This window comes from Bradyrhizobium sp. 132 (assembly GCF_023074185.1).
Taxonomy (GTDB): Bacteria; Pseudomonadota; Alphaproteobacteria; order Rhizobiales; family Xanthobacteraceae; genus Bradyrhizobium.
In genome coordinates this window covers 72980-97195 of record NZ_JADPKY010000114.1, presented here as the reverse complement: position 1 = coordinate 97195, position 24216 = coordinate 72980, and the positions used below count along the sequence as shown (strand labels likewise).

Here is a 24216-nt window from a genome sequence, read left to right as displayed (position 1 = left end):
TGCGCCGACCTCACCACTGAACGGATCGGCCAAGAACCGCTCCGCCGTCAGTTCGGGCCGGTTCAGATAGCCACGCGCGACCCCCGCCCCGCCAATGTAAAGCTCTCCGATCGCCCCAAACGGAACAAGTTCGCCATGACCGTCCAGCAGATAAATCCGCGTGTTCGCAATCGGTCGGCCGATCGGGACAACTGACCTATTAAATCCAGCGGAATAATGCCAAGCAGCCGCGTCAATCGTCGCCTCAGTTGGTCCATAGAGATTGACAAGCGGCTGAGATGTCAATTGCAACCATCTGCTCGCTAATTCTTTTCTAAGAAGCTCTCCACCACAGAATGTGAAACGCAAAGAACCGATATACTTTTGCTCAACGTCGGTAAGCGCAAGCAATGCTGCAAGAAGCGACGGGACCAATTGCAGAACAGTGACACCATACTTATCCAGTAGCTCTAAAAGTTTTCGAACATCTAATTGCAGGTCGCGAGGAAGAAGAATTGAACGCGCCCCAATCGACAAGGCTGTCCATAGCTCCCATACGGCGGCATCAAACGCGGGGGAGGTTCGCTGCAAGAAAACGTCGTGGGTAGTGAAATGGAATTTATCCGCCTGCCAAATCGTGTGGTTGACCAAGCTTCGATGCTCGACCATGACGCCCTTTGGAGTGCCGGTAGATCCCGAGGTGTAGATCACATAGGCGAGATGGCGCGAAGTCAGGCCAAGCGCACGCGGGTCGGGATCCGAGGCCGGCAGCTTCGCCCAGGCCGATGTCGCCGTCTCGAGATCGACCACCGTCAGATCGGCCAGCGCATCGGCGCCCAGCGCGGATCGTCCCGCAGCATCGGCCAGCAACAGTTGCGGCTGCGCATCCTCAAGAACCTGCTTGAGCCGTGCGCACGGATAGGCCGGATCCAACGGCAGATAGGCGCCACCCGCCTTGAGGATTGCAAGCAGCCCCACCACCATCGCCACGCCGCGCTCAAGGCAGATCGCCACAGGCTGGTCCGGCTTCACCCCGAGCCCGATCAGATGATGCGCCAGCCGGTTCGCCCGCGCATTGAGCTCGCCATAGCTCAAGCGCTCGTCCTCATGGACCACCGCCACCGCGTCCGGCGCCTTGGCGACCTGTGCCTCGAACAGCTCGTGGATGCACCGATCCGACGGATAGGCCGTCGCCGTCCGGTTCAGCTCCTCTAGCAAGTACACCCGTTCGTCGAACGGCAACAGTCCAATCCGTTGCACCGGCCGATGCGCATCGGCAGCCACCTCAAACAAAAGGCTTTGCAGATGCTGCGTGATGCGGTCGATCTGGTCGGCCACCAAGCGACTTGCATCAAAGTGCAATCGAAAGCGCCCGTCTAGAGCACAAACCTCAAACGTCAATAATTCACCGGATAGGATTGCCTCTGAACTCAGGCTAACACCGGTAGCAGAACAGCTATTTGCCACAACCGTGATGCCAATCGGCCATGGTCTGCGCGATCGTAGCAGCTCAATACCCCCCAACGACGGACAACGTGCGATAAGATCCCGCGCAAAGCTATCGTACTCCCTCAGCTGAGCGCACTCGGCCGCCACCACTTTGCGCACCGCAGCAAAACCATGACCGAGGTCAATGGTAATTTCCATTGGCACGACAGAAGCGACAAGCGCGTCTATGATCTTCAACCCGGCTCGCGAACTTTTCGGTGCGGGAGTCCATCCCAACTGAAGCTCTGATTGGCCGGTGACGCGGGCGAGATAGATGAGCCACGCGCTTATCAGGTATTCCGCACGATCGGTCGGCGACAGCTCGGCCAAACCACTTGGAACGAACCACGAGCTCGACTGCCATTTGTAGCGAGCTCCAGCTTCTCGAGACGACAAAAAAGGAAACTGCAATGCCTTGAACCGCTCAAACCGCTGTCGCCAAAAACGCTCTTGAGGCGCCAACATTTCGTGGGCGACAGTTATGCTCCGCGCCTGATCATCGCCTAAAACTGGCAGACAATCCCCCACATCCAGATCGAAATCCCTCGCAAGCACACGCGCGTCCAACGCGTTACCATCCGCGCTGCCAAACGAGACATCAACATCCTCCGTATCTGTTGCCACACGCCAGTGGCTGGGGTGGATTTCGACTAACGTACCTGCCGGACAACCCGTGCGTCGAGCCGACACCTCCAAGCTCCTAACTACGACAACGTCGTCGCCTACCAGAGCCTTGGACAGACATAGCGGATTTGAATGATACGGCCCAAAGTCTAAGGCTCGCATCATCGCTGACAAATTTTCCGCAGCACGATTCCACCGCATGCAGCCTGCCGCATCTGGTGGTCGAGACCTCGGAAAATCGCTTCTCGCCACTACCGCCTGAGGACGAACACTGAGCTCTCCGTTCGCCAAGCCAGTTAAGAGCTCGCGGAAGCCCACGATGGCGGCTTGATCACATTTACGGTTGAGAGTTAGCGCAGTATCGTTGGGCGCGATCGATACCTGACGTTCAATCACCAGGTCATCGGTATTCACACCATGATCGATCCGATGCCAGCTAATTGCGTATTCGACCTCTTGCGCCAGCAGCGCCCAGGACGTGGCATGAGTTCCTGCATATCGTGGCAGCGGGCCGTCGTGGTAGTTGAAGGCGCCTTTGTGGACACGACGAAACACATCCGCTGGCAATTTGAATGGATTGCCGACAAGAAAAATCAACTCGACCGATTGGGCATTCAGTAAGGCGGAGAGCTCTTCAACACTCGCTGCGCGCAAGATATTGGCGCGTGCAGCCCAATCGCCGAATATGACATCGGCACACAGCACCCCTCGGATGACATGGCCCATCTCCATTGCTAGCTGAGCGCACCTGATAGCTAGCGTCCCACTGCCAACAAAGACGCTAGACGAGGTTGATGGGGCTGCAGATTGCTGTCTATCACAATCGCCTATTTCGCAACTCGATGAGACTGGCACAGATCCCTCCTAACGTGCGCCGTGCCCATAACAAGCAATCCGCGAGCCGCGAACGAGGCACACTTGTCTTCAACGGTCACGCGGTCGATCACTTCAGAACAATCCCCCCGGGACTCAGGATCTCGCGCCAATTGACTATTTACGTACTGTGGCGCGTAACCCGATCGAGCGTCTGGTGCTGCGTCTGAATACCGCCATAGGTGCGCGGCTGGCGTCCACCAAAGGAAAGCGATCGACTATCTTCACCCCCGGGCCCCTCCGTCGCGCAGCCTCAGCAATTTCTGCTCCAGGCGCCGCGCTACATAGTGACCTAAACCTGTCACACTGGTTCGGATTTGCTCGGGAGTAACCGCGCTAAAAGCTAATCGTATCCTGCAGTCTTGAGAGTTATCCAACGCGAAGAAGCTCAACGGCGTAACGATGACATGGTCACGCCTTGCACACTCGTCTGCGCAGTCCGCGCCAAATCTGAAAGGAAGATCAAGAGTTAGAAAGAAGCCACCGGAGGGACGGCTCCATCGAATTTGATCAGAGAAAGGCGAAAATACAGTGTCCAGCTCACACAACATAATGTCGCGATTTTCACGGTACCAATCCAGAGCCGGTCGTATCCAATCGCCTAAACGTCCTCCGTTTTGAATCAAGAGCCCCGCGACGATCGCTTGGGCAATTTGGCTCGTATTGACGGTAACGAAGCTCTTGCGCTGGACCAGATCTTCCCAAAGCGACCGACGAGCAGCAACGTCTCCAAACATCGTGTCGGGCAGGCTTGCAGCTCCGACGCGAAGAGCTGGGCTTATTGTCTTCGAGAATGTGGAAAGGTAAATAACACTTCCGACCTCATCCAAAGCGGCCATCGGGGGTACCGGATCGCCGTCATACCGAAACAGCCCATATGCGTTGTCCTCTAAAACGACGAGCCGGTGTCTGGCGCACACTTGGAGGATGTTGCGTCGCTCGTCTGCATCGAGAACACGTCCGGTCGGATTGTCAAAATCGGGGATAAGATATATTGCCCGGGCCTGTTGACTTTTCTGGCGCAATTGCAGCACGGCGAGCTCGATCGCGTCAGCAAGGCAAGGTTCTGAATTGGACAACGCCGCGACAGCGACTCCTGTAGCCTTGGCTGCACCGATCGCACCGATATAGGTGGGATTGCAGACCAGCAGCACATCCGACGGCTCCGGACAGAGCGCCGGCAGGCAGAGGGCGACTGCTTCCTGGCATCCTGAGGTGATCAGTACGCGGTCCGCGCTCGCCGGAACCCCCTCATCGCATTGCACCTGTTGCGCAACGAGCTCGTTGATGATGCCGGCCGTTCGTCCATACTGCAGCAAGTGAGCCCATCCGTGGGCGCCCCCGTGACCACCAACTGAATCGTTTTGATACACGTTCACCGCGTTCAACAAAACCTGGGGATTGAGCCTATCGAAGAACCGGTCACTCGGTCTGCCTGACGCTAGCGAGACAGCTGACGGAAACAGACTGGAGACTTCGTTCAGGAAGTTCATTACTGATTTTTGCGACCTGACATTCATCCTGGACTCTTGGAAAAGCGTGGAAGGATAAAATCACACCGGTGTCCGACATGACTCATCGAGGTGTACACGTCCTATTGCTCAATATTTTCCAGACTGCTCAAGTTGGTCGAAAAGCTGCTGGACATTCGATTCGAGAAAGCCAGTCTCTCCGCCTCGATGAATGATTTCGAAGCTAAGCCCCGTTTCAATGGACCGACTTGAGAAGGCCTGCGTCAATCCAGGACCTCGAATCACACTCGTATCGAATCCCAAGCCACGAGATTTTAGAGCCTCTACAGCAGCATCGACGTCATCGACCTCAAGAGCGATATGAGCAACTCCAACGCCGTGATGGCGCACGAGCTCTGAGACCTGAGACGTCGGTTCAGTGCCCTGGCACAGAACAAACCTGATTCCTCGGGTCTCAAGCTCGGCAGATAGCATGCCGGTCGCTCGACCCTTGATGTGAAACCGGCATTTCAATTCAAAGCCCAGCACGTCCCGAAAGAACTCAATAGAGGCTTCAAGGTCGAGCACAGCAATCGCAATATGATCGATCCCGCGAAATTGTGACAGCGAACTCGCGCTTGTTCGGTTGCCATCTATAACGGCACCCTGTTTGGCCTTACCACCGGTGGTCTTGGGCATAACATCCTCGCTCTCACTCGCAGAATTTGAACAGCGAAGCGACCCATCGCGAACGACGCTGCTACCAACAGATCAGTTCCGTTCTAAGATCAAGATCCCTCACCATCCTTTGCTCGAGTTCCGACAACTCAGCCTTATACCTGGCCACATCCAATTGAGCGCGAAGGAGCTTCGCTTTGAGCTCTTCTCGTAGCCTTAGGGCTTCTCGGAATTCCGGCGACTCCAGCATAAGTAAAGAGCACATGTACTAACCAGTGAAATGAAGGCAGCCGACCAGCGCGGTCTTTCGAGACCGCGCGGGGCAGAAGGTCGACTGTCGGACCGCCTCATCCGGCTCATCGCAAAACCTACATTATATCCGGACTTGGCGGGCGTCGCTGCCGCCCTCCAAAATCCGCAGCAACCAACGGCTCTGCCCCGCGTCCCTAGCAATCAGTGTGCCGCAAAAGGGGTGGTGCGAGTGTTGCTTAAAGAATGGCAAAAACCTCGTGCTTCGCACTGAGGCGGCGGGCTACGCGCCAGCCTTACTGTCGGACGTCCTACATGCACGTCTTCAACCGGACACGGCTCATCACAACGACACGGACCGTCAGTGAAGAGATCACCTCTGGTGCCGTTGGAACGTGTTCCCGCAACCATGATTGAAATGGACCCCGATTTTAGGACCAGAGGCTTAGTTGGAAAAGGGCCGCTCCGTTTGATAGACGGAGGGCATGATGACGAAAAGACACGACGGAAGATCGACGCGGCGTTGAAGGCAAAGATCGCGCTGGAAGCCGTGCGGGAGCAGGCGACGGTGGCCGATCTGGCCAGCGCCATGAGGTTCACGCGAACCAGATCTATGCCTGGAAGAAGCAACTGCTGGACCAGGCGGCCCGAGCTTTTGACGCGGGTGTCCGGCGGGAGAGCGAGGACGTGCGCGAACGCGAGGCCACAAGATCTATCCCAATCTGCTGCGCAACATGACGATGGTGTTGAAAATCTCCGGCGTGCCGTACGTCGCCAGCGCCTCTTCCAGAGCCGCCACGCAGAACGAGACGTCCATCGTGTTCGACAACCGCCACGCCAGAACCGCACGGCTCGCCCAGTCGATGACGGCGACGAGATAGAGAAAGCCACGGCCGATGGGCAAATACGTGATGTCGGCCGCCCACACCTGGTTTGGCCGGTCCCGGCGCCGGCTTCGTCGTGTTCGGCTTCGGTCCCAGCGCCGCGATGCCCATCTTGCGCATCAGGCGCTGCACGCGTTTGCGATTGACCTGAAGCCCCTCAGCCTTCAGCATAGTGGTCATTCGCCGCGAGCCCAGGAACGGCCAGGCGGTGAACAGCTCGTCGATCCGCTGCATCAGGGCAAGGCCGTTGTCGTTGGCCGGCCGTGGCGGCCGGTAGACCCCAGAGCGCGCGATGCCAAGCAACATGCATTGCCGGCGGATCGACAGCGCCTGGGTCGGCGCGATCGAGCATTCCTCGACGGTCCGGCGTGCTCATCTTCCGGACCTCCGTGCTAAAAAATCGCGCTCGACTGTCAGTTGTCCGATCTTGGCGTGCAGCTTCTCGATCTCCGACCAGGGCAGTCAGTTCACCAGTGCGCCTTCACCCGGCGCGTTGGCGGGCGCAGGGATCAAGATCTCCATGGATGGCCGCGGTCGTTGGATGGACAACGTCTTCATCGAGCGGCTGTGGCGGTCGCTCAAGCAATGAGGACATCGTGTGCTGTGGAAGTCAGGCTTCGGCATGAAGCCTTGCGAAGCTTTGTCAGAGATGGAGGAGGGCCCTCCGAGGTCGGCCTGCAGGGGAAGACTTCAAACCAGTCCGAGCTGCGAGGGTAAAGAGCCCTGGTGGTGAGCGTTGGAAGAAAAGGCGGAGGAAACTCCGTCAGGTGAGGTCCGAGGAGACGAACGTAAGTAAACCGCTGATGACGTGTCGTAACATGTTCTATCGACGTCGAAACCGGGATCAGGATGTCTATCCCGCGAGCAAGGGTTGGGGGGAGCCTGCTGACTGCCCAACCGGCGTCCGGCATGAAGGCGGCGTGACCTCGGATCAGGCTTTGACAAGGAACACAGGAACCTGTCGCTCCGATGTGAAGGGAGGACTCCAAGCGGCCCGTCGCCGCAAGGAGCAGAGTACCGATGCGGAGCACAGGGGCGGCATCGAACCCTCGCCTATCCAGCTGAAACTACATCAATTTTTGATCGAAGGCGTTCCAGTGTACCTGCCAGTGGACCCAGCGCTCTTGGCGTCGCTGCCGCGGTGCGACACTGTGCCGCCGTACCCAAGTCGCGTGCGTATCACGCTCTGCGAAAGAGATCATCAGCACCGTGCTGTGCGCTATCCCACGCGAAGAGGGTCGCCCGCTTCTGGCCTTCGCCGGCCTCTGGACAAATTGGACGGGCGTCCGAAAGGCAAGGGCAGGCAAAGATACCATCGATGTGTTCGGCTTCTTGACGTGCGATCCGAACGCCGAGGTCAAGCGCGTTCATCCCGAGGCAATGCCCGTCATTCTGATGACGGAAGAGGAACGCGACATCTGGATGCGGGAACCGTGGGACGAGGCGTAGCGTCCCATAAGATCGTCGCGACCGGCGAGAAGGAAGATCCCGGTCCGGAGACTTGAAGCGGAACGATCTACGACGTCGCTTCCTGGATCTGGACCGACGGCTGGCGAGAAGCGGAGTTTCCAAAGATTAGCCGCAAATAGGACACGGCATAGATCAAAGCTCCAATGCCGAAAAGCAACCACAATATGGGCTGCCAAACCGGCACGTAGGTGAGATTTCCGTCGTAACGATAGGCCGTCTTGGAAACGTCGGGGAGGCCATTCGCCGGCCAGAAATGTGCCAATACACCGACCTCCTCCTTGCAGTTTTGAGGACAGCTAAAGTTGCCGTCGATCGCAAAGTACAAACTTCTGCGCAAAAATGTTCCCTCGAGGATAGCCAAACCGAGAAGGGGCAGCGCGACGAACAGGATCAACGACCAGATCGCGACAGTGCGGGCCTTATCCGATATCAGTCGAAGATCGGATTTGGTGGCCACCTATCGAACCAGGCCCCGTCCGTATGTCGCCTCGCAAAAGCCTTCGCCCACCACAGCGACCAGACACAAAGCGTGGCGACAACGGGAACACCGAGAAGGGCAACAGCATGAGCGTTGAGCGAAGACCAGTCTAGTCCGAGGATTTCGAGAATCTTGCCCGCTCCGGACTTCGCGCCGCGCGTCAGAAGAAATAGCGCAACGGTGCCTGAAAGCGTAAGCCGACGCCTTGCCCCACTGTTCGCGGAGCATGTCGTCTGGGCTTTTTTTATCGGCCATGTATTCGCGCCCTTCTTGCTACAAACCCAGACGTCTGCCGAGCTTCCTTATTTCATTGTTCGGGCCTGGCCCGTGCTCGAGATCGTGTTTTGCGTTATCAAGGTTTCTTACAATGTCATTGTTCGGCCCGAGCCCATGCTCGAGATCGTGGAGCGCATTCGTAAAGGCCTTCACGATCTCGTTGTTCTTCCCGAACTCCGCGCCTCCGAACAGAACTTTCAATATCCGAGTCGACCGATGGGCACGCCGCAGCGGCGCGTGATGCCGCCTTGACGCTGTCGGTCAGCGCGTGACGCTGAGCGATGATTTCCGGCGGCAGCTCTGCGGCGTCGGCTGAATTCATCTCGAGCTTGGCACTCACGATGTAACCGTTTTGCGTCGCCTTTAGGAGCGCGCCTTCGACAATCGTTGTCGTCTGACGGTGAAAACAACGTGTTCGCGACCTATTTCAAGAAGTACAGGCCCAGCCTCGGAGATCATCTGTCGGCGTTGCTGCTGCAGGTCTATCTTCACTACGACCCCGCCATCGTCAAATTGCTACGCCACCGCCTACCTCTACCACGACAACGCATGGACTTTCTGTTGCTGCTCCCGGACCGCCAGCGGATCGTCATCGAGGTCGACAGCAAGCATCATTTCTCAGAGGACGGCAAACCCTCGCTGAAGGTCTACGCCGACATGGTGTCGGCCGACCGGGAATTGCGGCTTGCCGGATATGAGGTATACCGCCTCGGTGCGAACGAAGTTGTCGGCGACGGCTCCGAGGCGAGAATTGCGGATTTCTTCGACAAGCTCTTCCGACTCCATCGAGTCGGCAGTGAGAACTGATAGTGCGAGGTTGAATTGAAGCGCCACACGCTCGCACGGGCGCTTCGTTCGTAATTCTGCGGGATCTGCGATCATGAGCGAAGGGCGGGAATTTCAGGAGATCGCTCATTGCGGTGGGCAGGTGATCTTCACCGTCGACAGAGGCGACGAGGCGGCGCGTCAGTGACGAGAAACCCCTCCCTTAGATGCACCAGAAACGCATCCTGGCAGGTCTCATCATCCGGGCCCGCTGCGTTGCAGTTAATGATGCTCAGCGAGCTCGCCTACCTGGCCCAGCAATCAAACCGCACAATGCATGCGACAGCCACGCAGCCAACCCGATCAGCGTCCAAGAGCCCCAACCCTGCACTCGTTCTATAGCGACATGCCAAGCTTTGCGCGCCGGTCAACTACCAACGCTGGTGATTGATCGAGATGAACGATACATGGCAATTCTTGGTTAATGAACGTTAGGCTGGTTAATGAACGTTAGGCTGAGCGTCGCGTGCCAAAAGTTGGCGCTAACGGACCTGATCGATTCCACTCGCTCATCGCCGGTAGGAATTCTGCGCACTAAGGCCGCTCCAGCCATGATGACTGTGCAAGGGATTAGGCCACTCGCGGCGGGAAAGAAATATGGCAGCAAACGGGGCAGGCTCCGAGAGATCGGTGATCCTAATCGACAACTTCGACTCATTTACATTCAACATTGCCCAGATGATCGGTGAGGTGAATGGTAGAGACCCCATCGTCCTCGATAACACCGTGCCATGGAGAGAAATCCGCAAGATCCCCCATGATCGCATTATCCTCTCGCCGGGGCCGGGAAATCCTCATACTCCAAAAGATGTCGGCGCTACGATGGATGTTTTGGCCGGCAGCGCCGTTCCGGTCTTGGGAGTATGCCTGGGGCATCAATCCATCGCCCATTTTCATGGCGCATCCGTCTCCCGCGCGCCGGAGCCCCTCCACGGCCGGATCCGCACCATCACAACCTCCGGGACGGACCTGTTCCTGGGGCTGCCCCGCTCCTTCGATGTGACAAGATACCATTCGCTGGCAGTGACCGGTGAGCTTCCGGAATGTCTTAAATGCACTGCCATGAGCGAGGATGGCGTCATTATGGGACTCCGGCATCGGCACCTGCCGCACTACGGCATACAGTTTCACCCGGAATCCATCTGCTCACAATACGGACGAGAGATGTTTGCTAACTTCCTCTCCGATGTATGCGCCCCATCGGTAGCGCGGTCCCCACTTGTGCGCCTGGAGGTGGCCTGATCATGCTGGGCATGCCCCGCCTTAGCGACTTTCCCTTCGAAACGACCAAGTATGACGCGAGAAGTTCGACGATCTCATGCAGAGCCAGCGCTGAGGATGTATTCGTGCACCTCTTCCGGGGTACACAGCCTGCTTTCTGGCTGGACAGCAGTATGCTGGTGCCCGGGCTGTCGCGTTGGTCGTTCATAGAAGGGCTTGGCGGACCGGGCAGCTATCTTGCATCCTACGATGCGTCTCGACAGGAAATCGAGATTACTCGCGACGGCCAGGCGCCCCAGCTGACCATCTCCGGATCGATTTTCAAGTTCCTCGCCGATAACCATGCCACCTGCAAGCTGCAGGATGAGGGCGACGTGCCAGATATTCCCTTTAAAGGGGGCCACGTGGGCTATTTCGGTTACGAACTGAAATCTCTCACCTGCGGCGTCAGCTCCCCACCCTCTAAATGTCCAGATGCAACCTTCATCTTCTGCACAAGATTCCTCGCCTTCGATCATGAGAATGGCAGCATCCATATCGTCGCACTCTACCCCAAAGCCGAGGCCGCATTGGCTGACGAGGTCGCCCCTTGGATCAGCAAGAACGAACGTGACATTCGGCGCATCGAAGCAGCCCCCAGCACTACCCCATCGTCACCAAACGCAAAAAGCGCTCCGCTTCAGTTTAAGCTTCGTCAGGGGCGAGCCCGGTACCTAGAACAAATCGAAAGATGCCTTTCCGAGATCCGCGCCGGCGAGACTTACGAGGTCTGCCTGACAAACGAGATTACTGTTGCGGCAGAGATCGACCCGCTTGATCTGTATCGGGTCCTAAGGCGGAGAAACCCGGCCCCTTACTCGGCTTTCCTCAGACTTGGAGATCTCTGTGTTGCCTGCTCGTCCCCGGAGCGATTCCTCAAGATCGATCGCAACCTCATTGTCGAGACCAAGCCCATTAAGGGCACTGCGGCTCGACATGAGGTCCCAGCCGAAGATGAGCGGATCGCAGAAGAATTGCGTCTGGACGAAAAGAGCCGGGCCGAAAATCTCATGATCGTGGACCTGATGCGGAATGATCTCGGCCGCATCTGCCGCACCGGAAGCGTTCATGTGCCAAGCCTCATGCACATCGAAAGCTACAAGACCGTACACCAGCTGGTCAGCACCATTCGTGGCGAACTGGTGTCGCCTGACGATATCATCCCCTGCATTTCTGCGTGTTTTCCAGGCGGGTCGATGACGGGCGCACCTAAGATTCGAACCCTAAAACTCCTCGATGAACTGGAACAAGCGCCGAGAGGTATCTATTCGGGGGCGATCGGTTATCTGTCTCTGTGCGGCCAGCTTGATCTGAATATCGTCATCCGAACGATCGTCTGCCGGGGACGCCAACTGAGTATCGGTTGCGGCGGGGCCATCGTCGCGTTGTCTGACCCCAAGGCGGAGTTCGAAGAGATTCTCCTCAAGGCGCGCCAACCGATCCGTGCGATTGCCGAGGCCATGACAGGCAACCCAGATCATGACGTGGCGATCGATGGCGCAGACGATGATGCAGGCGCGGAAACAGTACCCGATTCTGCACATCGTGTCCGTCTGGCGACATTCCAGGACAGGGACACGATTGCACAATGCGTGGGAAGGCTTCTCACGGAGCTCGGAGGACCGGGGCCGCAATTCGACCGGCAGACGGCGGTCAGCGCTGCTGGGCAAATCGCGATGGATTCGCGGCTCGGCTTCGCCCTGATAATGGAGGATGTGCCGGCAGCCGAAGTGATCGGCATTGCTGTCGTCTCCCAGGTCACCGCAGTAAGGGCTTCAGGCCACTATGGCATCCTGCAGGAGCTCTGGGTCGATCCCCGCTATCGCTCGGCTCAAAATGGGAGACGGCTTCTGGCCGCCCTGGATGGCGAGGCGCGGGTGCGGGGCTGGCCCATGGTCGAAGTGTCTCTTCCCTCGACCGACCGTTCCGGCGCCGAGAGGCTCGTCGCATTCTATGAAAGCATGGGCTTCGTATCGGCGGGAGAACGGCGACGAAGGAGGCTTCTGTGAACTGGCTAACCGTACACACGACGCCGGTCTCACCTAGCCCTGGGGGCCTTATCGCCGATGCGACGGGGACGAGTAAGCCTTCAAGGGAAGTGGGGGATCGAATCAACGAGATCCGAAGCGGATTGGAAAGCTCGCCTGGTGTCCAATTTATCTCGACCCCTGAGACCGTCACGGACGAGGTCGTATCGATCCTGGGCAGCCTTCATGATCCGGGCTACCTTGAGGCACTCCGCTTCGGGCCACATCCACAAGAGCCAGAGATCACCGAGCTTGCTAGAAGATATACCGCGCCCGGTGTGCCGCAAAACACATCCGTCGACGCGGGGATATATCAGCGCGCCCTTTTGTCCGCCGCTACCGGCTTCGCAGCCGCGACCACAATCGCCTCGAAGCGAACTCTAGTAAGTTACGCACTATGTCGGCCGCCAGGGCACCATGCTGGGCGCAGCTTCATGGGTGGGTATTGTTTGCTGAACAACGTCGGAGTCGCGGCGCTGAGCCTGCGCGCATCGGGCTTCCGCAAGCTGGCGATCCTCGACCTCGATTTCCACCCTGGCAATGGAACAAGCGATGTGCTGAGCACACACCCGGATATCGGTTTCGCCAGCCTGCACGCCCGGACTGACGTCAATTTCCCCTGGATCCCGCAACTTCAACCAGCACTCGGCAGCCACAGGTATCTTGAATTTCCGACCGATCCGAGCCCGGCAGCATACACATCGGCGCTTCGCGGGCTCTTGGAATCCGACTGGGCCGCCACGCTGGACGTTCTGGTTGTCAGCTTGGGGTTCGATATCGTCGTCGGAGATCCGCATGGTGGTTGGACACTTCCGCCAGAAATCTACCGAGAGATCGGCCTGGCATTGGCCTCGATCGGCAAGCCGATCTGCTTCGTACAGGAGGGCGGCTACCGGCTGGACACGTTGTCGGCCTGCGCCAAGCATCTAGCCGCCGGCCTGCGACTTGGAATGCAGGAAATGGGCAGGAGCCATGCATGACTGATACCTTCACCCCCGACGCGGGCCTTCTTCCATTTCGGGAGATCATCAACAAGCTGGACAAACAACTGGTGGACATCCTCAGCCGGAGGCTTTCCGTCTGCGCTGAGGTTGCACGCTACAAGAAGGAACGCGGGATCGCGATGATGCAACCCGATCGCGTTACAGAGGTAAAGGCGCGTTGCGCCGAGATTGGGGCGGAACGCGGCCTGCGCAGGGAATTCACTGAAGATCTTTATTCGCTGATCATAGGAGAAGCCTGCGAGCTCGAAGCCATGATCATAGACGAGCAGATGGACGTCTCCTGATGGTCCGCATCTACACGCTCGGCCCAGCGAGAAGCTGTCACCATCATGCGACCTTGAAATATCTCGAGTTCCAAGGGATCGAGCCGCAAGACATCATACTCGTCGACGATCTCGTGGCTGCCGCGGCCGAGGCCGCAGATCGCGGCGACAGCTATGTCCTCCAATGCAGCGCGCACCTGAATGTCCATCTCGTGACCGAGAAATTCCGCGACCGTCTGCAGGTCGTCGACACCTTCATATTGCCCACCCAGAGCATCGCGGTCGTCAAACGCAAGGACGTAAAGGAGCCTCGGTCGCTGGGTCTCCCCGAGCCAACGATGGGGTATATCGACAAGAATGCTTGGAATGAGCTGATTTTCGAAACGACAAAGCCGGTTGTAGAGAAAAAACTCCTCGAAGGCGTGTATGATGCGGGCGTTGCTTACAGCAGATCGGCGCTCGAACATCCCGAAAAGCTCGAGATCATGCAGGAGATTGGCGAGGTGGTGACGACCTGGCTATTGTACGGTCCCCGCCCTCGCTACTCCGACACGATCATCGCCAGCCCCTATCCTGAGTTGCATGACGTGCTGCCTTGAACACACGAACCTGAACGAGCACCGTCATGACCTCCTCCCCTCCTGACGCGCGAACGAAACTCGTCATTGCCGCTCTGACCATCGCCGCCTTCGCTATCGGCCTGGACACATTTGTCATCATTGGGGCGCTCGATGTGATCTCTCGTGACCTCGGGATTTCAACCGGCGCGGCGGGCTGGATCATTTCGATCTACGCACTCTGCTACGCTGTCTTCGCGCCGCTGAATGCCTGGATGTTCAAGGCCATGAGCCGTCGCAATGTCCAAATCCTGTCCGTTTCGATCTTCATCATCGGTAACCTGATCTGCGCGGTCGCGCCGAACTTCCTAATTCTTGCTGCTGGTCGCGTCATTTCGGCCTACGGCGCGGCGATGTTCACCCCGGCGGCTACCGCACTAACCGCCGAGCTCCTGCCGCCTACCCGCAAAGGTTTCGCGTTGTCCCTCATCTTCGGCGGCATGACCGTTTCACAGGTTGCTGGCGTCCCGGCCACCAGCTGGATCGCAGGTGCTATCGGCTGGCGCTTCGCATTCGGTTTCGTCGTCATTGCCGGGCTTCTCGCATTGATGATCTTCGCCCCGATGATGTCTGGAATCCCTGCCAAGATGCCGGAGCGCGGAAACGGACCGACCTCCAAAGAATTCTCCAAAATCATCTACGGTATCCTTTCCGTGACACTATTCGTCGTTGTTTCCGAGTTCATCGTTTATTCCTATGTGAGCGTCTTCATCACCGGTTTTCTGCTTGCCGGGGTTCCTCTGCTCTCGGCCGCGCTCTTTGCCTACGGTTTCGGAGCCGTGACGGGAAACGCAGCGTGTGGCGTTCTGACTGACCGTTTCGGCCCCTATAAAGTCCTCATCGCAGCCATAGGCGCACAGCTAATCCTGCTCGTAGGTTTGGTTGCATTTGGACACCATGGTGCCCTCACCGTGCTCTTCGCCTTCCTTTGGGGCAACGTCAGCTACATGTATCTGGTGCCGATCCAGCACCGGCTCCTCGGCCTAGCCGGGGATAGGTCGAAGCTGGTCCTGGCAATGAACAGCTCGACTACCTTCGCAGGGATCGCCATCGGCGCTTTTCTCGGCGGCATCCTCGTCGAGATCAGCGGAGTCACATCGCTGGCCGTGGCGTCCATCCTGATTGGTCTCATCGGCGTCGGGCTGGCTGTTGCCTTCATGCGTGATGCAGCGCCTGCGGAAGCTGCGAATGCGGCATGAACGGGGTGAAATCGAGCACGATCGACCACCAGGATGCTTGTCGGGTCTGCTTGGTCAAGCGCGGAGCAAGCCGCATACGCCCTTCGTCAGTCTAGACTATGGACATCACCATGCAGCACGTGGTCGATAGCGCTTGTCAGCCATCCATCTGGCTCGTGCCAGATGACTCTCGTGCGCCCGCTTCGCTCGCCCTGATTCGCTCTTGCTCACGCGGCATTGCGCTCAGCTTTACCTCACCTGCTAAGTGCAGTTGACCTCTCCCGCCAAATGAGGCCAGTCTGAACTGGAATTTCCAATTATGATCCCGTGTCGGGACGAGGAGAGCTCCATGAAGCATCGAAGTTCAGCGAGGCCCAAATCGCATTTGTTTTGAAGCAGGCGGAAGACGGTGCGCCGGTGGCCGAAGTCTGCCGCAAGGCCGGGATCAGCGACGCCACCTTCTATGATTGGCGCAAGAAATATGCAGGACTCATGCCGTCCGAGATGAGGCGGCTGCGTCAGCTCGAGGAAGAGAACGCCAAGCTGAAGCGGATCGTCGCCGACCTGTCTTTGGACAAGGCCATGCTGCAGGACGTGCTCTCAAAAAAGCTCTGAGGCCTGGCCGCAAGCGCGAACTTGTCGACAAGTTGCGCAGCGACTGGAAGGTATCGATCGTGCACTGTACGTCTACAAGTCGAAACGCGGCGACCAGGCCGACCTCAAGCATAGGATCAAAAAGCATCTGCGAGATCCGCGTGCGCTACGGATATCGTCGCATCCATATCCTGTTGCGCCGGCGGCGGGGCGAGATCACGGTCGCGATGATAAGCGGCCTCGCCTCGAATCTCGTTCCCAGCAACGTGAAGGAGTTTGGCGCCGCCAATCCTAGGGTCAAGCTCAACCTGGCGCTGTTCAATACCGGAGCGGAGATCTAGCTCGCCGTTGCCAGTGGCGAAGCCGATCTCAGCCCGAAATCTGAAATACATGCGCGCTTTCGCCGAAGCCTGGCCCGACGGCGAATTCGTGCAACAGGTTGTTGCACTATTGCCCTGGGGCCATAACGTCCGCCTCCTCGACGCCCTCAAGGCACCCGAGGAACGCAGCTGGTACGCCCGCCAAGCGATCGAGCACGGCTGGAGCCGGAACGTTCTCGTCCATCAGATCGACAGCAATCTATTCGCCCGTCAAGGCAGTGCGCTGACCAACTTCTCACGGATCCTCCCGTCCGAGCAATCCGAGCTTGCCCAGCAGATACTCAAAGACCCCTATACGTTCGACTTCCTCTCGCTTGGCCCAGAACTGTTGGAGCGCGATCTCGAACGCGGTCTCATCGAGCACCTACGCTCGCTCATCCTGGAACTCGGCAAGGGGTTCGCCTTCGTTGGCAGCCAATACCACCTCGAAGTCGGCAGACAGGACTATTATCTCGACCTACTCTTCTATCATCTCCGACTGCGCTGCTTCGTGGTGATCGAGTTGAAGATCGAGGACTTCAAACCCGAATTCGCGGGCAAGATGAACTTCCACCTGTCAGCCGTGGACGAGAAATTGCGCCATCCGGATGACAAGCCGACGATCGGCATCATTTTGTGCACGGGGCGCAACGAGGTGATCGTGGAATACGCCCTGCGAGATTCCAGCAAGCCGATGGGCGTCGCTCAGTATCAACTCTCCCATGCGCTCCCACCCCAGTTCGAGGAGGATCTCCCAACTGCGGCGGAATTCGCCCGGGAGTTTCCGCTGATGTCCGTGGTCAAACTTCGCATCGAAATCGAGCGCGCGGTTCGCGACCTCGCCTCGGAACGAGGCCTCGTCTTCGATCGGCCCGTTGGCATCATAAACATGCTGCGCGATCTACGACGGCAGGGACCGGTGCCCGCCAGCACCGAGCAGATGCTCGGCGCGCTGCGGGTCATGAACGAAGCCTCGCATGGCGTAGACGTCGACTCGGACGCGGCGAAGCGGGGCCGTGGAGATTGGGACGGTCTTCCTCGCCGATCTCAAGGCATTGAACGCCGATGATTGAGACGCTCAACGACGAACCTATCGAGCGTCACAAGCAGGCGCTGATCGAACCGGCCGCCACGCTCTATGCCGTTCAGCAGGTGTACGGAGATCAGGCGAAGGCCAAAGCCATGGTCGCCTTTGGACGACTAATCGACGCCCACATGCTCGTGACTGGCGTGCTTGCCAGCGGTCTGCTGCGCATCAATGGGGCCATTGTGGAAGGTGATCAGACCTCCTTCGAACGCGATGCCCTGTTCGCGGCCTTCGTGATCGGCCTGGAACCATGTGAGAGAGCGATCGCAGAGGCGCGCTATCTGCAGGCGCACGCCATGCTGCGCCAAGAACTTGAAATCCTCGCTCAGCTCAAGGCTGCGCGCGCGCTGGATCAGCGCTTCAAGCTGGTCGCGAGTAATCTTGAACGTGTCGTTTCCCATCCAGCTCGTGATCTGTGCGGAACGAGCAACTAAGAGCGGTCGGTATTTGCCCTCATCTTCGATCGCTCGAAGTGCGCAGCCGTGAAATTTGTACAATTTGGCCGCCGCGGCCGCACCGCGCAGATCGTCGCCTGTAACAGTGACGCGGTAGAAGGTATCGGAATGGCCCAGAGCCTTCATCGCCCCCTCGAGCAGGCCGTCCCAGTTTGCGGTGGCGAGTTCGGTGACAGTGCCTTCGAGCGCAAGCATCCCGATTGCCAAATGCTCCGCATCGGATTCTGATTTGAGAATGTATTCCTAAAATCGACGCCAACCCATAGAAGATAGTCAAGACTTTCCGCGGGTATCTCGACTGATAGAACCTTTGAGTATTGGTTCCAGAGTCGGCCCAATAAAGCTTTGCGGCAGGCCCAAGTTGCCACGGGCTTAGCCAAATCAATTTCCTTGCGCTCATCGGCGGAAGGCGATGCCATTCCAAGGATTTTCTCTAGCGCCTTACCGTAAGGGCACGCGGGATCAGCGGTGGTATGTGTCCTTAGAAAATCAATCAGCTTCTCCAGAACCCCATCGAGCCCAACAACTCGCTCACGGGAGATCCCCGACCCAAGCCAGAAAGCATAGCCGCCTTGGGCAATGCTATCGCTCAACCCCTGGAAAGCCCCGTCCAGCGGATCTAGAGTTTCTTTGACCGTGATGGTCCCAGCCGTCGGCAATCGGTGTCTCCCCCCTTATTCACGCCGATGCCAACGGCTTCAACGCACGCAGAGATACACAGTCTGCGAATCCCTCTCAACCTTGGCAGAACGGCGTCGAAACATAAAGCCCGCTCGACAAAGCAGCGATAAATACAGCTGCTTCCACAAGTAGTATTCGAGCGCTCTCCGTGAGATGACAGGCTGTCATTGCAGGCAGCGCAGCCAAAACAAAAGTAGGCGAATGACGTGTCACTAATGCACGACGTCGATTTGACCGACGAAGAAGTTGCCTTGGCGCATCGCCAGGGCTCGGCCGCCCGCGACGAATTCAGTGAGACACTCGAGACCCTTACCGAGGAGGTCAGCTCGGTCGACGCTTTGGAAATCCTTGCGCGGGCCGGCTTCTCCTTAATTATGCGGGGTCCGGATCGGATCAAGCAGATCGGTACAAAGGCTCTCGAACTGTTCCATATCGAGCTCGTTCAGGCACTAGCCCTTGCACGTCCCCGTGGTGTGCCCAATGATGAAGACGACTATCCCGCAGTCACACAGCGCGTGATCGACCTGATCGAACGCAATGGGCAGGCCTACCGCGGTAAGGCACAGTGCAAAACAACCAACGATTTCCGCGCAAACCAACAGCGTGAAATGCTCGCCCTGATCCAGAGCTGGACGCTGGCAGTTCGGGGAACACGGCGCGGCTATCAGACCCAGGACTATGCGGAAGGCCTTGCCAGCGCGGTAAACGCATCGTTTCGCCACCATTTTGGATGCGATGCTAGCGCCGTGGTCGCGATGCTGTCATCGATCATGGAAAGATCGGAGTTTCGTCTCCAGGCGCATATCGGCCACCTTCGCTCGTGGGCTCAGAAGAAGTCTGGGACTGCTATGATCGAGGCCTACGTGAAAAGCTTGGAGCCCGAAGCCGCGGCAAGGGTCACAGCGGAAACTGTGCCGTGGCACCGTGACAAACGCCGCCTGCATGCTCACTTCTGGAATTTGAGTGAGCAAAGACTTCGAGAGGCCTTCACTTTCCCCCTAGACGAACTGGTCGCCGACGCACCGGCTGAGCAGCGTTCCGCATTGAAAGAGGTTGTGACATCCGCGCTTATGCTCCGCTTCGGAGATGTCACAGAAGGCGTTCTGCAACACCTCCACCTCAGCAACCCGGTCCGCCTGAAGCCGTTCATTGAGATCAATGCACACAAGGTATTCTGCAGCGGTCCGCAGATTGTCGGGACGCATCTTGCTGAAATCCTTGAAGCGCTCTGCGCTACAAAGCCCAACCTAAAAAAGCTTGCGGAGAAGGCAAGAGCGGATTGGCTCGAGGCGCGCCTAAGTGCCGTGATCCGAGAGTTTCTGCCGAGTGCGGAGGTACGTGACGCCGTTAAATGGAGCGAAGACGGGGGTCAAAATTGGTGGGAGTCGGATATCGTTGCGGTGATCGATAAGACGATGCTTATTTTCGAGGCAAAGTCCGCAAAGATCAGCGCGCCGGCAAGCCGCGGCGCAATCGGGAGTCTAAAGGAGGTTCTTCAAGCACTCGTCGTAGCGCCCTCCGAGCAATCACTCCGGTTGAAGAAACACGTAAATAATGCAAGCGGACCGATCGAGTTTGAAACCAAACAAGGGTCATGGGTTGTAAACGCCGGTGAGGTGCGGGAAGTGATCCGCATCAACATTCTTCAGGATGCGGTTGGTCCCCTTTCTTCGCATTGGCTGCAGCTAAAAAAGGTCGGTCTTATTCCGGTCGACAAGGACATCGCTCCGTCAATGTCCGTGTTCGACTTGGAGAGTGTGTTCGAAACCTTGTCTCTTGAGATCGAACGTTGTCACTATCTGAGCCGCAGGGTGGAACTCGAGCAGAATGCGAATTATCGCGCCGACGAATTGGATTTGCTCGCGATCTACGTAGAGACGCAATTCAATCTCGGGGAAGATGAGTTCGATGGCGCGCGCCAAGAATGGTACGGACGATCGCTTCGCCTCACGCCACTGTACTCCGACAAACGGATGCAGCAGCTTTCAAAGCCCCCAATCAAACGCACACCTTTCTGGGAAGAGCTTCTCCGCTCGCTGGAGAGACGGCGCCCATCAGGCTGGACCAGATTTGGCCATCGTCTCCTCAACGTGAACGGCAAAGGTCAGCGGATGATCGAGCGGTTCATGCAAAAAGGGCTGCGGGAAGTGAAACGCCGCCCCGACTTTTTCTTCACTATGGGACTCACGCAGGGGGCATCTGCGCGACTGCAAACTATCTCTGTCATGGTGGGTGCGCCAAATTCGTCAGAGCAATTCGAGGCTAATCTCCGATACGCAGCGAACAGCGCCTTCGAGCAAGGCGGCCGGGATGACATGCTCGCGCTTTATTGGTTCGTACCACGAACAGATGAACCATATGACTTCATAGGAATCTTGCGGCGTGAGGGACGGGCTACCTTTCCGCGGAGGTAGCCTTGGTGTTCTTCCCGATCTACCCCAACGACGCATCGATAATCTCATGCCCAGGACGGCATTGCCAGATAGAGGAATGTCGATAGATTGGAAATTCCTGAAACTTCTTAGGTTTAACTTACCTAGACGTATTTCTCCCTCAGGAATCGTAGGCCTTTATTATCGTGGTATTTCCGAAGATCGAGACCTTGGGCAATCATCGAGACTCGGTCGAACAATAGCTAAAGTATCCAGATGATTACTCGCGCCACCCACATCGTCGACGGTCTGCTAGCTTTCGGCCGCGATCACGGCCTGATTGTTCATGACCTCGGTGTTGTAGTCGTTGGCGGAGCGATGTGAGATGAATAGTTTATCGAACGCCGTAGTGTCGATATCGGTGTTCGCGAGATGGCCGGCAACGGCGTCACAATAGGAACCCGCAGCCTTCTTCTTGATCTTTGTCGCTGAGAAGTTGATCGAGCGCGCTCATTGCGTTCTGCAGGGAACCGAGACTGGCCGCAGCTGTGGCATTGCCGCCCTTGGCGATCGCCCACCAGTCTTTCAACACGGGTTCCTGTGTCTGTTCCGCCGCGCTCAGCCATGCACAGATCTCCTCCGCGTTCAGGAACCAGAGCGGGAGGCCGAACTCTTTGCCATTGAGATAGATGCGATCCGGCAAGCGTACCGCTGCTTTTGCGGCAGGAAAGGCTTTGGCGTATTCGCCATTAATGTCGAGAATGAAGACATGCGGGTCCTCCGCTGCGCCGTCGAGCGCTTTCATGGCCTTCTGAATGAGGTTCGACACCGAGAATGACTTGCCCGACCCGGTGTTACCGACGATGGCCAAGGGCCTCGAGAACAGGTCATTGTAGGACGCCCGGACGACGTTACGCGCCTGGCCCGTCGGAAATCCGATCTTCAAGTCGCAGTCAAAGTCCCTCGCATCATAACCCTCCGGCCTGTTGCGACGGGGCGGGATTTCAAACACGGCGCGCAAGATGTCAGGTGATCCGATTTCTGCCGGTGTATCGAGTGTTGGCAGGATGGATATACCCGGACTGAAGGACGGCTCATCGTCGGCATGCTCGATGGTACCCAGCAACTGCACGCTGGCGGTCCGGCGCGGTTTCATGAGTTCCAGGTTCAGTTCGTCGCCGCTGGTGGGATCGAAGCTCTCACGTGCCTCAAGATCAGTAATGATGCCAATGACGGTTTCGCCGGCCCCCAATGAAAAGGTCAGATAGGCGTTGATCGCGATCGCAACCTGAACCCCATCGAGGGTCGCGCGCAGGGCCGATCTTGTTTAGGGCAGCAATTCCACCTTCACCCGGAAGTGTTTAGTCCCGGCATTTGCTGGAGCGGATTGAGATTGAATCGTTGTGGCTGGGAGGTCCAGCATTTGCAGATGTATTCGTAAGGCGTGAGGCCCTTCAGGGTTTTCAGCCGCCGAGCGTAGTTGTAGGCGGTGATGAAGTCGGCAAGGTGTGCCTTGAGCTGATCGTGTCGGTCGTAATGATAGCGTTGGACAGTCGCTTCCTTGATCGTTCGGTTCATGCGCTCGACCTGGCCATTGGTCCAAGGATGCTTGATCTTGGTCAGCCGATGTTCGATGCCATTTTCCCTGCAGCGCATATCGAACATATGGATCGCGTATCTTTGCCGTCGGGCCGTCCGCGTAGCGCGGCGGGAAGGTGAACTGGATCCCATTGTCGGTGAGAATCGTGTGGATCTTGTAGCGGACCGCCGCGATCAGAGCTCCGAGGAAGGCCGAGGCGGAGGTCCTTTCCGCCTTCTTGACCAGTTGCACGAAGGCGAACTTACTGGTGCGATCGATGGCGACGTAGAGGTAGAGCTTGCCTTCAGCGGTCTGGAGCTCAGCAATGTCGATGTGGAAATAGCCGATCGGATAAGCCTTGAACAGTTTCTTCGAAGGCTTGCTGCCTTCGACCTCCGGCAATCGGCTGATCCCATGACGCTGGAGGCAGCGATGCAGAGATGACCTCGTCAGATGCGGGATGGTTGGCTGCAGCGCATAGAGGCAATCGTCCAGTGGCAGCAGCGTATGCCGCCGGAAGGCGACGATGATCGCCTCCTCCTTGATGGAAAGGACAGTCGACTTGGCTTCTTTGGGGCCTGTCGAGCGATCGGCGACAGTCTCGCGCTGCTTCCACTGCGCGACAGTCTTCTGGTTGATACCGTAGCGCTTGGCGAGCGCTCTCAAGCTCTCTTGACTATTTTGTATTGCTCGACGGACTGCCTCCGTCGTGGTGGCGCAGCCGTGTAAAACTTGACCCATAGCGCATCCTTCGAATCATGCGATAAGAATGCACCATCAAAGCTTGGGACCAAACACCTAAGCTCAAGCTGGTCAAACGGCAGATGTACGGGCGCGCTAAGCTCGATCTCCTTCAGGCAAGGCTGATTGGCGCGCCATAAAAACAATCACGATCATCGAATATGCGTCAGAGCCCAATATTGACCCCGCGTATTGCCGCATCAGCGAATGTTACCCTGATGGTGCCATTGCCGATGGCGATCCGATATCGATTGGTTGACTGCGCCAGGTGGGCTTTGGGCTTGCTCGATGAGAGGGGCTGTGGGCGGGTCGGGCCCTACATAGCCCGAGCCGTCCACAACCCCGGGCAATGGGGCAGCGGTGGTGGCCTGGTCGAGCGGCTCCTCCGCGACCAGCTGCTCGGCCGTCTTCCGTCTAAGCGCCCTCAGCAGACGCTGCACGATCGAATGCTGTCTTGTCCCGAACTCCTCGGGGTCTTTCTCGCTCAGCCGGCCGACGATGGCGAGTGCAGTTAACTGCGGTTGCTTAGCGAGCCAGCCCTCCATCGCAGCAATATGCGGATCGAGCTTGGACGGCATGCGGACCCTTATAGGGCCGACGGCTGCGCCGGTGCGTGGCACGCGGCTCGCCGGATGTCGTCGTCTTGCCGAGCGTCTTCGCAAAAGTGGCTGCGGTCGCTGGCGCGGTGCTCGTGCTGGCGGGTTGCAGGCCGCGCGCCTGTTCG

The 24216-nt window shown here is 57.8% G+C and carries 19 protein-coding genes and 4 pseudogenes; 14 read left to right on the top strand and 9 right to left on the bottom strand.

Annotated elements, in window-relative coordinates; genetic code table 11:
- The 4 genes from IVA74_RS24460 to IVA74_RS24445 form a co-directional block, all read right to left on the bottom strand.
- Positions 1-2817: amino acid adenylation domain-containing protein (locus IVA74_RS24460; RefSeq protein ID WP_247348856.1), on the bottom strand; the 2817-nt coding region annotated here is incomplete at its 3' end.
- Positions 2818-3188: 371 nt separating this feature from the next.
- Complete coding sequence (locus IVA74_RS24455) at positions 3189-4484, bottom strand: PLP-dependent aminotransferase family protein (protein ID WP_247348854.1); 1296 nt, start codon at positions 4482-4484, stop codon at positions 3189-3191.
- An 81-nt stretch (positions 4485-4565) separates the two neighbouring features.
- Complete coding sequence (locus tag IVA74_RS24450) at positions 4566-5114, bottom strand: VOC family protein (protein WP_247348853.1); 549 nt, start codon at positions 5112-5114, stop codon at positions 4566-4568.
- A gap of 940 nt (positions 5115-6054) precedes the next feature.
- Positions 6055-6270, bottom strand: a complete 216-nt coding sequence (locus IVA74_RS24445) for a DDE-type integrase/transposase/recombinase (RefSeq protein WP_247348852.1) — start codon at positions 6268-6270, stop codon at positions 6055-6057.
- A 395-nt stretch (positions 6271-6665) separates the two neighbouring features.
- On the opposite strand from IVA74_RS24445, the pseudogene IVA74_RS24440 reads away from it, so the two are divergent.
- Both IVA74_RS24440 and IVA74_RS24435 read left to right on the top strand, forming a co-directional pair.
- Positions 6666-6809: pseudogene (locus IVA74_RS24440) on the top strand (IS3 family transposase); the annotation flags it as partial.
- A gap of 647 nt (positions 6810-7456) precedes the next feature.
- Positions 7457-7731 (top strand): annotated as a pseudogene (locus IVA74_RS24435) (SOS response-associated peptidase family protein); the annotation flags it as partial.
- Positions 7732-7742: 11 nt separating this feature from the next.
- Here IVA74_RS24435 and IVA74_RS24430 read toward each other — a convergent pair.
- Complete coding sequence (locus IVA74_RS24430; RefSeq protein ID WP_039800528.1) at positions 7743-8153, bottom strand: hypothetical protein; 411 nt, start codon at positions 8151-8153, stop codon at positions 7743-7745.
- A 153-nt stretch (positions 8154-8306) separates the two neighbouring features.
- Between IVA74_RS24430 and IVA74_RS24425 the strand changes: the two genes are divergently transcribed.
- The 11 genes and pseudogenes from IVA74_RS24425 (at position 8307) to IVA74_RS24375 (ending at position 17646) form a co-directional block, all read left to right on the top strand.
- A complete protein-coding gene (locus tag IVA74_RS24425) occupies positions 8307-8702 on the top strand; it encodes a hypothetical protein (RefSeq protein ID WP_247348851.1) in 396 nt (131 codons plus the stop codon).
- A gap of 159 nt (positions 8703-8861) precedes the next feature.
- Positions 8862-9257, top strand: a complete 396-nt coding sequence (locus tag IVA74_RS24420; protein WP_245288520.1) for a hypothetical protein — start codon at positions 8862-8864, stop codon at positions 9255-9257.
- Between the two features lie 648 nt (positions 9258-9905).
- Positions 9906-10517 carry an aminodeoxychorismate/anthranilate synthase component II gene (locus IVA74_RS24415; protein WP_247294233.1) on the top strand — a complete coding sequence of 204 codons (612 nt, stop codon included), beginning with the start codon at positions 9906-9908 and terminating at the stop codon, positions 10515-10517.
- A gap of 2 nt (positions 10518-10519) precedes the next feature.
- Positions 10520-12544 (top strand): aminodeoxychorismate synthase component I, encoded by a 2025-nt coding sequence (gene pabB, locus IVA74_RS24410; protein ID WP_247348850.1) that lies wholly within the window; start codon positions 10520-10522, stop codon positions 12542-12544.
- Positions 12541-13542, top strand: coding sequence for a hypothetical protein (locus IVA74_RS24405; protein WP_346730976.1), 1002 nt, complete (start codon positions 12541-12543; stop codon positions 13540-13542). The genes pabB and IVA74_RS24405 overlap by 4 nt, the downstream gene beginning before the upstream one ends.
- On the top strand, positions 13539-13850 hold the full coding sequence (locus IVA74_RS24400) for a chorismate mutase (protein ID WP_247294229.1): 312 nt from the start codon (positions 13539-13541) through the stop codon (positions 13848-13850). The genes IVA74_RS24405 and IVA74_RS24400 overlap by 4 nt, the downstream gene beginning before the upstream one ends.
- Entirely contained in the window at positions 13850-14428 is a 579-nt protein-coding gene (locus tag IVA74_RS24395) for a hypothetical protein (protein WP_018458978.1), read from the top strand. Before IVA74_RS24400 ends, IVA74_RS24395 begins: the two co-directional genes overlap by 1 nt.
- Positions 14429-14454: 26 nt before the next feature.
- Positions 14455-15645 carry an MFS transporter gene (locus IVA74_RS24390; protein WP_247348849.1) on the top strand — a complete coding sequence of 397 codons (1191 nt, stop codon included), beginning with the start codon at positions 14455-14457 and terminating at the stop codon, positions 15643-15645.
- A gap of 306 nt (positions 15646-15951) precedes the next feature.
- A pseudogene (locus tag IVA74_RS24385) lies at positions 15952-16265 on the top strand (transposase); the annotation flags it as partial.
- A gap of 114 nt (positions 16266-16379) precedes the next feature.
- Complete coding sequence (locus IVA74_RS24380) at positions 16380-16559, top strand: hypothetical protein (RefSeq protein WP_018458975.1); 180 nt, start codon at positions 16380-16382, stop codon at positions 16557-16559.
- A 13-nt stretch (positions 16560-16572) separates the two neighbouring features.
- Positions 16573-17646: a PDDEXK nuclease domain-containing protein gene (locus tag IVA74_RS24375; protein ID WP_247348848.1), complete on the top strand. Its 1074-nt coding sequence runs from the start codon at positions 16573-16575 to the stop codon at positions 17644-17646.
- A gap of 131 nt (positions 17647-17777) precedes the next feature.
- Here IVA74_RS24375 and IVA74_RS24370 read toward each other — a convergent pair whose 3' ends face one another.
- Positions 17778-18314: a hypothetical protein gene (locus IVA74_RS24370; RefSeq protein ID WP_247348847.1), complete on the bottom strand. Its 537-nt coding sequence runs from the start codon at positions 18312-18314 to the stop codon at positions 17778-17780.
- A 701-nt stretch (positions 18315-19015) separates the two neighbouring features.
- On the opposite strand from IVA74_RS24370, the gene IVA74_RS24365 reads away from it, so the two are divergent.
- Complete coding sequence (locus IVA74_RS24365) at positions 19016-21214, top strand: hypothetical protein (protein WP_247348846.1); 2199 nt, start codon at positions 19016-19018, stop codon at positions 21212-21214.
- 406 nt (positions 21215-21620) lie between these two features.
- On the opposite strand, the gene IVA74_RS24360 is transcribed toward IVA74_RS24365, so the two are convergent.
- The 3 genes and pseudogenes from IVA74_RS24360 to IVA74_RS24350 form a co-directional block, all read right to left on the bottom strand.
- The gene (locus tag IVA74_RS24360; protein WP_247348845.1) at positions 21621-22424 is read right to left on the bottom strand and encodes a DUF87 domain-containing protein; all 804 of its coding nucleotides are present in this window, start codon (positions 22422-22424) and stop codon (positions 21621-21623) included.
- 95 nt (positions 22425-22519) lie between these two features.
- Positions 22520-23492 (bottom strand): annotated as a pseudogene (locus IVA74_RS24355) (IS481 family transposase).
- A 200-nt stretch (positions 23493-23692) separates the two neighbouring features.
- Positions 23693-24070 carry a hypothetical protein gene (locus IVA74_RS24350; protein ID WP_247348843.1) on the bottom strand — a complete coding sequence of 126 codons (378 nt, stop codon included), beginning with the start codon at positions 24068-24070 and terminating at the stop codon, positions 23693-23695.
- Positions 24071-24216: the final 146 nt, after the last annotated feature.

Bases quoted from the DNA above. Each gene is read 5' to 3' on its own strand.
- IVA74_RS24455 (WP_247348854.1), bottom strand. From the start codon at position 4,484: ATGAATGTCAGGTCGCAAAAATCAGTAATGAACTTCCTGAACGAAGTC.
- IVA74_RS24450 (WP_247348853.1), bottom strand. From the start codon at position 5,114: ATGCCCAAGACCACCGGTGGTAAGGCCAAACAGGGTGCCGTTATAGAT.
- pabB (WP_247348850.1), top strand. From the start codon at position 10,520: ATGCTGGGCATGCCCCGCCTTAGCGACTTTCCCTTCGAAACGACCAAG.
- IVA74_RS24400 (WP_247294229.1), top strand. From the start codon at position 13,539: ATGACTGATACCTTCACCCCCGACGCGGGCCTTCTTCCATTTCGGGAG.
- IVA74_RS24395 (WP_018458978.1), top strand. From the start codon at position 13,850: ATGGTCCGCATCTACACGCTCGGCCCAGCGAGAAGCTGTCACCATCAT.
- IVA74_RS24390 (WP_247348849.1), top strand. From the start codon at position 14,455: ATGACCTCCTCCCCTCCTGACGCGCGAACGAAACTCGTCATTGCCGCT.
- IVA74_RS24370 (WP_247348847.1), bottom strand. From the start codon at position 18,314: ATGCTTGCGCTCGAAGGCACTGTCACCGAACTCGCCACCGCAAACTGG.
- IVA74_RS24365 (WP_247348846.1), top strand. From the start codon at position 19,016: ATGCACGACGTCGATTTGACCGACGAAGAAGTTGCCTTGGCGCATCGC.
- IVA74_RS24350 (WP_247348843.1), bottom strand. From the start codon at position 24,070: ATGCCGTCCAAGCTCGATCCGCATATTGCTGCGATGGAGGGCTGGCTC.